Below are 12299 nucleotides of genomic sequence, written 5' to 3'. Positions count from 1 at the left end.
GTTTAAATCAACGTTATTTACGTTTTGATTTAAGTGCGGCCTTTTCTTGGCTTGCCTCTAGGGACGGAAAAGTTATGAGCGATAAATGGAGTTTCCAACAGTCAGCAGTCCTTTCAGATGTGGTGACCCGCCGCGTCACGGCGCGGGTAGGCATTTTCTTCGATGGGACGGGAAATAACCGCGTCAACAGTCAGATCGGTGCCGACTGCCAGGCATTGATCGATATCAATGCGGGGCAGCACATTAAAGCGTGTGCGGGTCGTCATGTTCAGCCTGGCAGTAGTTACAGTAATGATCCGAGCAATATAGCCAGACTGGTCGATATCTACCGCCTGCAACCTGTTGCCGAAAATGACGGTGAAGGCCTGAAGGTGTATTACCCGATCTATGTAAGCGGTGCCGGCACTACTTCCGGTGGCCGTGATTCGGTATGGCCGGGGCAGAGTTTTGGCCGCGGGGCCACCGGCGTGATATCCAAGGTGGAAAACGCATTCAAAAAGCTGAAGTCGGTATTGAAGGCGTTCCCCCGCGACAACCCCGATTGTGTGCTGGATGCGCTGGAACTGGACGTGTTCGGCTTCAGCCGAGGTGCAGCGTCGGCCAGGCATCTGGTCAATGAAATCCTAAAGCAGCGTTCGGGCATGCTCGAGCCGATACTCGAAAGCCGCAAGGTCAGGTTGAGCGACAGTTTCAGCTGGAGCAACGGCAGCGTACGGCTCAAGGTTATCGGTCTGTTCGACACCGTGGCGGCCATAGGCAGCTTCAAGGACATGGGCAATACCCGCGATGCGAGCAACAGGAGGGTCAATCTGTACCTGCCTCCGGGGTGCGCGCAGCAGGTGCTGCATCTGGTGGCTCGCGATGAATCACGGCGCAACTTTGCGTTGAATAGCGTCCTGCCCGTGTGGCCCAGGGAAATCGTTCTGCCTGGTGCCCATTCCGATATCGGCGGGGGATATCCTCCGCAAATGGAAGAAAGCGTACTGCTCACGCGCCCCCGCGGCAGTGTGGTCAGCCGTGGCAGCCCGTACGAGGCGGCATCGAGCTGGAAGGAGGCACAGGCTGAGTTAAACCGGATGAACCGCGATTACTGGATCGACCCGCTCGATAGCCAGGCCTGGCTTCGGGTTCAGGCATGCGAGAGCAAATGTTATCGGTGCAGGAAAAGCTTGAATGGCATGAGTACGGTCGTTGCCGCGGTGGGCATGAGCCGCCAGGTATTTGGCCACTTGTCGAGGGTATCGTTGCTGGTCATGCACACACTGGCGTGTGATGAGGGCGTGCCTTTCAATCCGGTGCCACTGACACCTGAATTCCAGCTGCCTCCCGAACTCGAGAATATCTCTACCCGGTTGATCGACTATGCGCGAGGCGGGCCTTACCTGCTTGACAGTCATGAAGAGGCCTTACTGCGCTGGCGCTACATTCATCAGTCCGCGCACTGGAATGCAGTGGTCGGCAGAGTAGGTACATTAGGCGACGCTGTTTTCGTCCACGCACCCCAGCCAGGCGGCCGGATATTGCATCCCAATATCGGCCAGCCCGGTTATCCGCAATAGGCCTCAACGCCCGAGTGGCTCACTCGGGCTTTTTGTGAAGACGCACGTTCAGTTCGTCGACCACCATCGCCCATTCGGCATCACCGCGCAGCTGTTCCTTGAGAAAGTCAGACTGACGCGGCGTCCAGAACTCTGCGTCGATCAGTTTGACGTCGTCGGGCAGAGGATGGCTGGCGATAAACTTTTCGATGCTCTCATCATCGGAGTCCAGCCCCAATTGATCGAACAAGTCTCCAATGGCGTATGTAGTCTGTTCCATGTCATCTCCTCGCCGGGGGTTATCCCCGTATTCATCAGTTCTTATGGGAGTGGTGGGCACAGGCAAGAGTTCGATGCATTTGGCTGTGCAGGAAAAGATGGCTTTTTCTACAGCGGCTATAAATGATATGTTTCTGCTATCGCAGGATGCACACCATGCAGGCTGGAACCCGTCCAGCCTTTGCGCCGTGCCTGGGGCTGACCGCTATTTTCGGGGCGCCAGCGCTTGCGCGACACTGCTGTGTACAAAAGGTATATATCCCGTAGCGGCCATGAGCCGGTAGAATCCGCCACCCGCCTGCACAAGGTTTGCGGCGGCGCTGTCTGCGCTTCTGCGTGCAGCATGCCGGACAATCTCCGGCCACATGAAGCGGTCTATGGATGAATCACTTTCTCGACTGCCCTGACATCAGGCAGCCTCATTTCATGTTTGAGGGTTTGTACTTTGGCTGTAAGTAATCTGGATACCCATGCCTTGTTCGTGCTCGGCGATCTCCGCGCACAATTGGTCAAGCAGTTCCAATCCCGTTTTGTCTACATCACCGAGCAATCAGCCGAAGGCATTTATATCGCCGAAATCGACACCGAAAGCGCATTGGTCGTCGACGACAAACCTCGCCTTGAACTCAAGGTGGGCGATCATTTCCGTGCTTCTGTTCTGCCCAGTCGCGAGGGCGGCAAGCTCGAATTGAAATTCCGCGAAATCAAGACCACCGTGTACGGGCTGGGCGAATATGCCTTCGTCCACGTCCCCGAAGGTAACGGTATCGTGTTCAAGGAAGGTCAGACCGTGTTCATGGTTTTCGCTGCGAAAGAGCAATTGCAGATCGGCATGAGCAAGCTTCTCAAAGGCGCCGTCGGCAAGGCTGCCAAATGGCGCAAGGGCGAGTTGACGTTCAAGGCCAGCGAGTAACACTGGCCAGACGTTGATTCAGCCGCCTGCCGATTCTCCGTTGCCGGTACCGCTGCTGACCTCCGCGGGCACGTCGTCACCGGCCATGCGCTTGCGGAACAGCGCCGTTCGCGCCAGCAACAGCGTAGTCACCGGAACCGTGATCGCCAGCAATACCGGGATCAGCCAGGCGTGAATCACCGGCTCCGCCTTCAGCGCCGAAAAGTAGATGATCGACGCCAGCGCAACGCACCAGGCGCCCAGCGTCGACGCGAGGGCGGGCGGGTGCATGCGCTGGAAAAAGTCCTTGAGGCGCAGCAGCCCCAGAGCGCCGGTCAAGGCGAACAGGCTGCTGGCGATCAGCAGCCCGGCGGTCAGTATTTCTACCCAGAAAGGCACTGTATTCGGCAGTCCGCTCATTCGATCACTTCTCCGCGCAGCAGGAACTTGGCCAGAGCGAACGAGCCGACGAAGCCGAACAGGGCAATCAGCATGGCCGCTTCGAAATACGTGTCACTGGCGTAGCGAATGCCAAGCACCAGCATCATCAGCATGGCAATGATGTACAGATAATCCAGCGCCAGTACCCGGTCCTGGGCCGAAGGCCCCTTGAGCAGGCGCAGCAGGGTGATCACCATCGCCAGGGCGAAGATCAGCAGGCTGATCAGGATGGCGTTGTCGAGCAGTGCACTCATTGAAAGATCTCCATCAACGGTCGCTCATAGGTGGTTTTGAAGTGCTCGATGAATTGCGCTTCGTCCTCCAGATCGAAGACATGCATCAGCAGCACGCTGCGATCCAGTGCCAGCTCCGACCACACCGTTCCGGGCACTACTGTGGTGACCATCGCCAGCGCGGCGAGGCCGTGGGCGTTGTGCAGGTCCAGTGGAATGCGCACGAAGGCCGAGCGTGGCGGACGGCTTTCGAGCCGCCAGACGCTCAGGCCGACCTGCACGTTGGAGACCACCACGTCGCGTCCCACCTGCCATAGGAACTTCAGGATCGTGCCGGGTTTGCGAATACGTACCGGCAGCGGGCGCAACGGAGCCATCAACACGGGTGCGAGAAAACCCAGCACCGCGCCCAGCAGCAGGTGACCGGGGCTGATCGACAGGTTCAATACCAGCCACAGCAGCCAGAGTGCCAACGAGAGAAGAGGGGCGGGAAACAGGCGTTTCATGGCTGTCCCTCCGCATCGACTTCCCGACTGGTGGGGCCCGGTATCGGGCGTGTGGCGAGCACTGACTGCACATACTGTTTGGGCTCATGCAGCGCTGCAGCGGTGTCCTGGGTGTAGCGCAACAAGGGTTCGGCCTTGAAGGTCAGCGCGATACACAGACTCAGAAGAATGATGATCGGCAGGCATTCGTTGCGGCGCAGCATCGGCGAAGGACGCTCGTGTGGCGTCCAGAAACGTTGCGTGCCGAGCCTTGAAAAAGCGATCAGCGACGCCAGCCCGGAAAAGATCAGCAGGCCGATCAGCATCCACGCCTGAGTGGAAAGCGCCTCATCCTTCGCGACGTCCAGGCCCAGCGGGTTCATCAAGGCACTGATCAAGGTGAGCTTGCCGATGAACCCCGAGAGCGGCGGCATGCCGATGATCAGCAAGGCGCAGGCAATGAAACTCAGACCCAGAAAAGCCATGGTTATGGGAATGACCTGACCCACCACGACCTTCTGTTCGTCGTCCAGGTTGGCACCGGGCGGCGGATGCAGAGATTCCAGGGTACGAGGCAATTGATCCACGTCGTATTCCAGAGGGATCTCGTTGGCCGAGCGGGAGCGTTCGATCAGTTCGCCCAGCAGGAACATGGCGCTCAATGCCAGCGTCGAGCTGACCATATAGAACAGCGCGCCCGAGGTCAGGCTCGGCTGGGCGAAGCCAACGGCGGACAGCAGAATGCCCGCTGACACCAATATGCTAAGGCTGGCGAGGCGTTCCAGGCGCTGGGCGGCGATGATGGCGATGGCCGCGGTGAAAATCGTCGCCATGCCGCCGTAGATCAGCCAGTCGCCGCCGAAGAAGGCCGAGGCACCGGCCTGGCCGGAAAACAGCAGGGTCCACAGGCGCAGCAGGGTGTAGACCCCCACTTTGGTCATGATCGCAAACATCGCCGCCACCGGCGCGCTGGCTGCCGAGTAGGCGGGGACCAGCCAGAAGTTCAGCGGCCACATGCCAGCCTTGGCCAGGAACGCCGTGGCCAGAATTGCAGCCCCCGCATGCAGCAGGCCCAGATCGGACTCCGCCACTTGCGGGATCTTGATGGCCAGGTCGGCGAAGTTCAGCGTGCCGGTCACCCCGTAAATCAACGCAGCGCCGATCAGAAACAGCGACGACGCCAGCAGGTTGATCGAGATGTAATGCAGGCCCGTCGACACCCGTGCCCGGCCAGAGCCGTGCAACATCAAGCCGTAGGACGCTGCGAGCAGTACTTCGAAGAACACGAACAGGTTGAACAGATCCGCAGTCAGGAACGCGCCGTACAGCCCCATGAGCTGGATCTGGAACAGCGCGTGGAAGCTGGCACCGGCCCTGTCCCAGCGAGCCAGCGCGAACAGCAGAGCGCAGACCCCGACAATCCCGGTCAGCACCAGCATCATCGCTGACAGGTGATCCACCACCAGCACGATGCCGAACGGCACACCCCAGTTGCCCGGCAGATAGACACCGATCGAGCCGCTGCTGCCACTGTGCTGCACCCAGAGAAACAGCACCACGGAAATGCCCAGCCCGAGGATGCTGGAAAACAGATTGATACGGCCCTTGAGCGGCCGGTGCTTTTCGCCCAGCCAGAGCATCAGCCCGGCGGTCAGCAGCGGCAGCAGGATGGGCGCGATGATCAGTTGGTTCATCCAGCTCATGCCTTGGGCTCCCGGCCATCTACGTGGTCGGTACCGGTCAGGCCTCTGGAGGCGAGCAAGACCACCAGAAACAGCGCGGTCATGGCGAAGCTGATGACAATCGCGGTCAGCACCAGCGCCTGTGGCAACGGGTCAGTGTAATTGAGCAGGTCCTGAGGAATGCCGTCCTTGATGATCGGTTCTCTGCCGATGAACAGGCTGCCCATGCTGAAAATGAACAGGTTGACCCCGTACGACAACAGGCACAGCCCCATCACTACCTGGAAGGTACGTGGCCGCAGGATCAGCCAGACGCCCGAGGCGGCCAGTACACCGATGGCGATTGCAATGACTTCTTCCATCAGAGGATTCCTTGCGGGTTGGCGACAGGCTTGGGCAACTGCGTCGGCCGATGACTGCGCACCGATTGGTGAGCCAGTGCGGTGAGAATCAACAGCGTCGAGCCGACCACCACGGCGTACACGCCGACATCGAAGAACAGCGCGCTGGCAATGTGAATATCACCCAGGATCGGCAAATCGACATGGGCGGTGTGGGTGGTCATGAACGGATAACCCAGCGCCATCGAGCCCGCGCCGGTCAGCACTGCGCATAGCAGGCCTGTGCCCATCCAGCGTAGCGGGCGCAGGCTCATTTGCGCCTCGACCCATTGGGTGCCCGCCACCATGTATTGCAGGATGAACGCCACCGACATCACCAGCCCGGCAACAAACCCGCCGCCAGGCTGGTTGTGGCCGCGAACGAACAGGTACATCGAGATGATGAAGGCAATCGGCAGCAGCAATCGAACCAGCGCTGCCGGCACCATCATGAAGCCGAGCGCGGTATCGCTGGCGCTGCGCGGGTTGACCAAGTCCGTTACCACGTCACGCGCCAGCAGGCGCTGCTGGGCGGGCAGCAGAATGCTTTCCTTCGGTGGGCGGAAGCGTCGCAACAGGGCGAACACTGTCATGGCGACGGCCGCCAGCACAGTGATCTCGCCAAACGTATCGAAGCCGCGGAAATCCACCAGCATCACGTTGACCACGTTGGTGCCGCCGCCCTGGGGCAGCGCGCGACTCAGGTAGAAGGACGAGATGGCGTTGGGCGTCTGGCGGGTCAGCATGGCGTAGGAGAGTATCGCCATGCCCAGCCCTACGAGCACCGCCAGGCCGAAGTCGCGTATGCGTCGGGTGCGGGCACGCAGGCGTGCGCTGAGCGGGGCGACGTCTTCATTGCGTCGCGGCAGCCAGCGCAAACCGAGCAGGATCAGCACGGTGGTCACCACCTCCACGACCAGTTGCGTCAGTGCCAGATCAGGGGCCGAGAACCAGACGAAGGTAATGCAGGTCATCAGCCCGCAGACGCTGACCATGACCAGTGCCGCCAGCCGGTGATATTTACCCTGCCAGGCCGCGCCTATGGCGCAGGCAATCGCGATGAGCCACAGCGTGACAAACACCCCGGAACCCGGAATCTTCGGTCTGTCGCCCCAGGTCAGGCCGCTGAAATACATCGGAATGAAACCGCCCAGTACCGCCGCGAGCACCAGCAGAAACAGTTGTGGCTGCAGGCGGCGAGTGCTGACCTTGCGTTCGAAACGACGCGCCCAGTGCATCATCACCACCTGACTGCGCTCGAAAAAGCGCTTGCCATTGAGGCGTCCCACCAGTGGCGGGGCGGTGATGCGCTCGTGCTTGAGCGGCTTGCGCAGCAACAGATACAGAATGATACCGCCGGCCATTGCCACCAGACTCATGACCATTGGCAGGTTCCAGCCGTGCCAGATCGCCAGGCTGTATTCGGGCAGTGTTCCGCCGACCACCGGACGCGCAGCGGCGGCGAGCAGGGGCGCGACCGATTGCGCCGGGAAAATCCCCACCACCAGACACGTCAGCACCAGCAGTTCGACCGGTGCACGCATCCAGCGTGGTGGCTCATGGGGCAAGTGCGGCAGGTCCTTGGCCGCCGGACCGAAAAACACATCGACGGTGAAGCGCAGCGAATAGGCAACGCTGAAGATCCCGGCGATGGTCGCGATCACCGGTAAGGCAATCTCGACCCAGGCAGTGGCGGAAATAAACACGGTTTCGGCAAAGAACATTTCCTTGGACAGAAAACCGTTGAGCAGCGGCACGCCGGCCATCGACGCGCTGGCGACCATCGCCAGTGTCGCGGTGTAGGGCAGCAGCCTTACCAGACCACTGAGACGCCGGATATCGCGGGTTCCGCTCTCGTGGTCGATGATACCGGCGGCCATGAACAGCGACGCCTTGAAGGTCGCGTGGTTGAGAATATGGAACACCGCAGCCACCGCAGCCAGCGGGCTGTTGAGGCCGAGCAGCAGGGTGATCAGGCCCAGATGGCTGATGGTCGAATAGGCCAGCAGGCCCTTGAGATCATTCTGGAAGATGGCGGCGTAGGCGCCGAGAATCAGTGTGCAAGCCCCCGCGCCACTGACGATCCAGAACCATTGCTCGGTGCCGGACAGCGCCGGCCACATGCGCGCCATGAGAAACACCCCGGCCTTGACCATGGTCGCCGAGTGCAGATACGCCGACACCGGCGTGGGCGCGGCCATCGCGTGCGGCAGCCAGAAATGGAACGGGAACTGGGCGCTTTTGGTCAGTGCGCCGATCAGAATCAGGGTCAGTAACACCGGGTACAGGGCGTGCGCACGAATCGCGTCACCGGCGGCCAGAACACGGTCCAGGTCGTAACTGCCGGCCACATGGCCGAGGATCATCATGCCGGCCAGCAGCGCCAGACCGCCCGCACCGGTGACCATCAGCGCCATGTAAGCGCCGCGTCGGGCATCGGCCCGATGGTGCCAGTAGCCGATCAGCAGGAACGAGAACAGGCTGGTCAGCTCCCAGAAAAACACGATCTGAATCAGATTGCCTGACATCACCAGTCCGAGCATGGCGCCCATGAAGGCCAGGAAAAACGCAAAGAAGCGCGGCACCGGATCGTCCGGCGACATGTAATAACGCGCGTACAGCGAGACCAGCGCACCGATGCCCAGCACCAGCATCGAGAACAGCCAGGCGAAGCCGTCGATGCGCAGAACGAAGTTCATGCCCAGGCTTGGCAGCCAGAAATACTCTTCACGAATCACGCCGCCGTCGGCGATCTGCGGGAACCACAAGGCCATCTGCACTGCGCCGATGAGGGCGATCAGACCGGCCAGAAACGATTCCGCGTTACGCGCGTTGTGCGGCAAAAAGGCCGCCAGACAGCTGCCGATGAAAGGCAGAAGCAGTAGAACTATCAGGGACATAGGCTTCTAATCTGCAGGGGAATGTCAAGCATCATACGTGCCAGACACTCCGATATCAAAGGGACGGTTTCCGAAATTTCCTACAAAAAGTGTCTGCTTTTTTAATTCGGTAAATAATTGCTTCTGATGCAGCGATATGTATTTGAAATAGCTTTGAAGAAGCAAGGTGTTTCATGGCCGGCAACGCCCGCTGTTCACTCAGCTTTGCGCACGCCCTGTTCATTTTCCTCTTCGTCTACAATGGTCTGCTCATCAGGCGCAGAACGCCGCTTCATTTCGCTGACGATCACCCCGGCCACAATCAGTGCCGCGCCCAGCAGGGCGATGCCCGGCAAACGCTCGCCGGCGAGTCTTCCGACAATGCCGGCCCAGACCGGTTCACCGGCATAAATCACCGTGGCGCGGGTCGGCGAAACACTTTTCTGTGCCCAGTTCATGGCAATCTGGATCGCCGCACTCATGGTCCCAAGGCCCACAGCACTGAACACCAGCAACCAGGAAAAATCCGGCAGGTGTTCCTGGGTCGGGACGATCATCAGAAATGCCAGCGCCGATGCGGTCGCCAGTTGCACCACGGTGACTCGACGCACATCGACCTCACCGGCATAGGCACTGATCATGATGATCTCGGCGGCAATGGCCACTGTGCTGATCAGCGTCACGATCTCGCCGGAACTGAGTTGCAGGGAAGCGCCCTGCGGACCGGCTACCAGCATCAGCCCGGTGAAGGCGAGGATGATGCCCAGTGTCGGCATCAACCCTGGTCGCCGGCCCAGTACCAGCCATTGCAACAAAGGTACGCAGGGTACGTAGAGCGCCGTGATGAACGCGGACTGACTGCTGGGGATGGTCTGCAGTCCGATCGTCTGCAGGCCGTAGCCGAGCATGATCGCGATGCCGATGAAGACGCCGGCCTTGAGTTCAAGAAAGGTAAGACCGCGCAGCACCTTCATTGAAAACAGCGCTACGATAAGCGCTGCGGCGGCAAAGCGCAGGCCGACGAAGAACATCGGCCCGCTGACGGTCATCGCATGCTGGACCAGCAGAAAGGTGCCTCCCCAGAGCATGGTGATCAGAATCAGTACGGCTTCTGCCTTGTTGATGCGGGGTATGCGGCTGATAGACTTCATGTCAGCTCCGGAATCCTGTTAATTGCCATGCGCGTTGTGTGAGGCTGAACACCCTGACAGTGTCCTTGGGCTGGGCAGTATAATGCGCAACGGTTTGATGTGAGCACCTGCATGCACAAAGAAAATTCCCAGCGCCCTCCGGTGCTGCAGCACGTCAGCCAGAACGTACGGCGTCTGCGCAACAGTGCGGACCTCAGCCAGACGGCGCTGGCGGAAAAGTCCGGGGTCAGCCGACGCATGCTGGTCGCTATCGAGGCCGGCGAGAAAAACGTCAGCCTTGCGACTCTGGACCGCGTGGCCGAAGCCCTGGAAGTGGCGTTCAGCGATCTGATCCAGGCACCCGAAAATCGCGATTACAGCCGCATCAACGAGCTGGCTTGGGCCGGTACGATCGCGGGCAGCAAGGCGGTGCTGCTGGCCAGGGCCGTTGCCCGGCGCGAGGTGGAATTGTGGGAGTTCTGTCTGCAACCCGGGGACGCCTATGTCTCGGAGGCCGATCCTGATGGCTGGAGTGAACAGGTCTACGTCGTCGAAGGGCATCTGACGCTGCGCTTTGCCGACCCTGCGGCCATCCAGCAGATAGGGGCGGGCGAGTTCTTCATGTTCCCCAGCAATCAGCCGCACCGCTATTGCAACGATGCCGATGTGCCCCTGCGCTTCGTGCGTAACGTTGTGCTCTGACCTTCCGATTCTTTATCGCAACCCGACCGAGGCACTGTTCGATGACCGAAGATTCCCACCAGACGGCTGACATTCTGATCATCGGCGGCGGTCTGAGCGGGACCATGCTGGCGGCGCAACTGCTGAGCAGACCAGGCCGGCGCCGAATCCTGATCATCGAAACCCGCAGCGAACTCGGCAGGGGCGAGGCCTACAGTGCGACGGAGCCGGGCCATACGCTCAATGGCAACGCTGCGCGGATGAGCGTCGATCCGGATAACCCGGATGACCTTACCCAATGGCTGACTGATTATCTGGCCGCTGGTGGCTGGCCTGAAGCCGCTGAGCAGAGGGTCCCGGTCGCCGAACTGTTTCCGCCGCGCGGGGTGTTCGGGCTTTACGTCCAGCAGCGGCTGCGTGAAGCCCGAAGCGCTGGCGAAGCCTTTGGCTCGACCGCCGTGCATGTGCCCGGCGAGGCAGTGGACCTGCAGGTCCATGACGGTGGCGTCAGTGTCTCGCTGGCTGACGGTCGTATGCTGCGCGGCAGCCGCGCCGTGCTGGCGACCGGTATGTACGCGGCGTCACGCACCCCGCGACGTGATTCGAACGAGCTGAACACGGCAGCCCTGGACCCGTGGGATGTGGCGGTGATGAGAAAGCTCGATCCGCAGTCGAGGGTGCTGATCATCGGCTCGGGGCTGACCATGGTCGATGCGCTGGTCTCGCTGGAAACGGCCGGGCATCGTGGGCCCATCCAGATCTTTTCCCGGCACGGTCTGCTGCCGCATGTTCGGCGTCAGCCGCCGGAATGGTCTGATTTTCTCGCTCAGGACCCGAGTATCCGCAGCACTCGGCAACTGCTGCGCAAAGTACGTGAACAGTGCGAGCTGGCCATCGAGAGCGGTATTGACTGGCAGGCACCGCTGGACACCGTGCGCGCCAATGTGGGCAGGCTGTGGAATCAGGCCAGCGATCAGCAGCGCCGCCAGTTCGTCCGTCATGTACGGCCTTGGTGGGAAAGTCACCACCATCGCTCCCCGCCACCGAGCGCTGCGCTGCTGGCGCGGCTGATCAGGCAAGGGCGGTTGAGTATTGACGCGGCCTCGTTGCAGGGCGTGGCCAGTCTGCCGTCAGGTCAGGTACAGATCAGTGTGCGCCGGCGCGGCGAGAGTCAGCCGACGCAGATCACGGGTGATGCGTTGATCAACTCCACCGGCATTGAATACGACTGGCGACGCGTGGATCGCCCGTTGCCCCGGCAGTTGCTGGCTCGCGGTCTGATACAGCCCGGCCCGCTGGCACTCGGCATCGCCGCCGACGCCGCTGGCGCAGTGCTCGACGCAAACGGTCAATGCTCGGCACGCCTGTTCGCCATGGGCCCGCCACTGCGCGGCATGTGGTGGGAAAGCACTGCAGTGACCGACGTGGCGATCCAGGCCAAGGCGTTGGCGATGCGTTTGTCGTAAAGCGCCGCGTGCTCAGAAGAGGACGCAGAGCGTCCGGAAACGCATACCCACGCGGAGCATGGGCACGATAGTGTTCTTCCGGACAGCGATCGTTCCTCACGCTCCAGCGTGGGAATGCCGTTCGTGACGCTCTGCGTCAGCTCTTGGCGCAGCGCAGCGCCGCGGAGCATGGGCACTATGGTGTTCTTCCGGACAGCGATCGTTCCTCACGCT

The 12299-nt window shown here is 60.9% G+C and carries 12 protein-coding genes; 4 read left to right on the top strand and 8 right to left on the bottom strand.

Annotated elements, in window-relative coordinates; all coding sequences use genetic code 11:
* Window positions 1-74 precede the first annotated feature (74 nt).
* Window positions 75-1559 carry a DUF2235 domain-containing protein gene (locus GE543_RS17990; protein WP_046270631.1) on the top strand — a complete coding sequence of 495 codons (1485 nt, stop codon included), beginning with the start codon at window positions 75-77 and terminating at the stop codon, window positions 1557-1559.
* Between the two features lie 19 nt (window positions 1560-1578).
* On the opposite strand, the gene GE543_RS17985 is transcribed toward GE543_RS17990, so the two are convergent.
* Window positions 1579-1818 carry a DUF2789 domain-containing protein gene (locus GE543_RS17985; RefSeq protein WP_032703026.1) on the bottom strand — a complete coding sequence of 80 codons (240 nt, stop codon included), beginning with the start codon at window positions 1816-1818 and terminating at the stop codon, window positions 1579-1581.
* Between the two features lie 444 nt (window positions 1819-2262).
* On the opposite strand from GE543_RS17985, the gene GE543_RS17980 reads away from it, so the two are divergent.
* Window positions 2263-2730: a hypothetical protein gene (locus tag GE543_RS17980; RefSeq protein WP_153222040.1), complete on the top strand. Its 468-nt coding sequence runs from the start codon at window positions 2263-2265 to the stop codon at window positions 2728-2730.
* A gap of 18 nt (window positions 2731-2748) precedes the next feature.
* Here GE543_RS17980 and GE543_RS17975 read toward each other — a convergent pair whose 3' ends face one another.
* The 7 genes from GE543_RS17975 to GE543_RS17945 all read right to left on the bottom strand — a co-directional run bounded on the left by GE543_RS17975 (window position 2749) and on the right by GE543_RS17945 (window position 9960).
* Window positions 2749-3129: a Na+/H+ antiporter subunit G gene (locus tag GE543_RS17975; protein WP_046237171.1), complete on the bottom strand. Its 381-nt coding sequence runs from the start codon at window positions 3127-3129 to the stop codon at window positions 2749-2751.
* Window positions 3126-3404 (bottom strand): K+/H+ antiporter subunit F, encoded by a 279-nt coding sequence (locus GE543_RS17970; protein WP_002554071.1) that lies wholly within the window; start codon window positions 3402-3404, stop codon window positions 3126-3128. Before GE543_RS17970 ends, GE543_RS17975 begins: the two co-directional genes overlap by 4 nt.
* On the bottom strand, window positions 3401-3889 hold the full coding sequence (locus tag GE543_RS17965) for a Na+/H+ antiporter subunit E (protein WP_003412110.1): 489 nt from the start codon (window positions 3887-3889) through the stop codon (window positions 3401-3403). Before GE543_RS17965 ends, GE543_RS17970 begins: the two co-directional genes overlap by 4 nt.
* A complete protein-coding gene (locus GE543_RS17960) occupies window positions 3886-5571 on the bottom strand; it encodes a monovalent cation/H+ antiporter subunit D (protein WP_153222039.1) in 1686 nt (561 codons plus the stop codon). Before GE543_RS17960 ends, GE543_RS17965 begins: the two co-directional genes overlap by 4 nt.
* The gene (locus GE543_RS17955; RefSeq protein WP_002554068.1) at window positions 5568-5912 is read right to left on the bottom strand and encodes a Na+/H+ antiporter subunit C; all 345 of its coding nucleotides are present in this window, start codon (window positions 5910-5912) and stop codon (window positions 5568-5570) included. Before GE543_RS17955 ends, GE543_RS17960 begins: the two co-directional genes overlap by 4 nt.
* Entirely contained in the window at window positions 5912-8830 is a 2919-nt protein-coding gene (locus tag GE543_RS17950) for a monovalent cation/H+ antiporter subunit A (protein WP_003427084.1), read from the bottom strand. The genes GE543_RS17955 and GE543_RS17950 overlap by 1 nt, the downstream gene beginning before the upstream one ends.
* 194 nt (window positions 8831-9024) lie before the next feature.
* Window positions 9025-9960, bottom strand: a complete 936-nt coding sequence (locus GE543_RS17945; protein WP_153222038.1) for a DMT family transporter — start codon at window positions 9958-9960, stop codon at window positions 9025-9027.
* 111 nt (window positions 9961-10071) lie between these two features.
* Here GE543_RS17945 and GE543_RS17940 point away from each other — a divergent pair, with 111 nt between their 5' ends.
* Window positions 10072-10641 (top strand): helix-turn-helix domain-containing protein, encoded by a 570-nt coding sequence (locus tag GE543_RS17940; protein WP_003412105.1) that lies wholly within the window; start codon window positions 10072-10074, stop codon window positions 10639-10641.
* A 41-nt stretch (window positions 10642-10682) separates the two neighbouring features.
* Window positions 10683-12086: an FAD/NAD(P)-binding protein gene (locus tag GE543_RS17935; protein ID WP_153222037.1), complete on the top strand. Its 1404-nt coding sequence runs from the start codon at window positions 10683-10685 to the stop codon at window positions 12084-12086.
* The last annotated feature ends 213 nt before the right edge of the window (window positions 12087-12299 follow it).

Source organism: Pseudomonas sp. SZ57, assembly GCF_009495975.1.
Lineage (GTDB): Bacteria > Pseudomonadota > Gammaproteobacteria > Pseudomonadales > Pseudomonadaceae > Aquipseudomonas > Aquipseudomonas syringae.
Note: the sequence above shows the minus strand (reverse complement) of the source record. Positions and strands in the feature narration are given on the sequence as shown.

Coding starts and splice junctions, on each gene's coding strand:
- GE543_RS17940 (WP_003412105.1), top strand. CDS start 10,072: ATGCACAAAGAAAATTCCCAGCGCCCTCCGGTGCTGCAGCACGTCAGC.
- GE543_RS17975 (WP_046237171.1), bottom strand. CDS start 3,129: ATGAGCGGACTGCCGAATACAGTGCCTTTCTGGGTAGAAATACTGACC.
- GE543_RS17950 (WP_003427084.1), bottom strand. CDS start 8,830: ATGTCCCTGATAGTTCTACTGCTTCTGCCTTTCATCGGCAGCTGTCTG.
- GE543_RS17985 (WP_032703026.1), bottom strand. CDS start 1,818: ATGGAACAGACTACATACGCCATTGGAGACTTGTTCGATCAATTGGGG.
- GE543_RS17960 (WP_153222039.1), bottom strand. CDS start 5,571: ATGAGCTGGATGAACCAACTGATCATCGCGCCCATCCTGCTGCCGCTG.
- GE543_RS17945 (WP_153222038.1), bottom strand. CDS start 9,960: ATGAAGTCTATCAGCCGCATACCCCGCATCAACAAGGCAGAAGCCGTA.
- GE543_RS17990 (WP_046270631.1), top strand. CDS start 75: ATGAGCGATAAATGGAGTTTCCAACAGTCAGCAGTCCTTTCAGATGTG.
- GE543_RS17970 (WP_002554071.1), bottom strand. CDS start 3,404: ATGAGTGCACTGCTCGACAACGCCATCCTGATCAGCCTGCTGATCTTC.
- GE543_RS17965 (WP_003412110.1), bottom strand. CDS start 3,889: ATGAAACGCCTGTTTCCCGCCCCTCTTCTCTCGTTGGCACTCTGGCTG.
- GE543_RS17935 (WP_153222037.1), top strand. CDS start 10,683: ATGACCGAAGATTCCCACCAGACGGCTGACATTCTGATCATCGGCGGC.
- GE543_RS17955 (WP_002554068.1), bottom strand. CDS start 5,912: ATGGAAGAAGTCATTGCAATCGCCATCGGTGTACTGGCCGCCTCGGGC.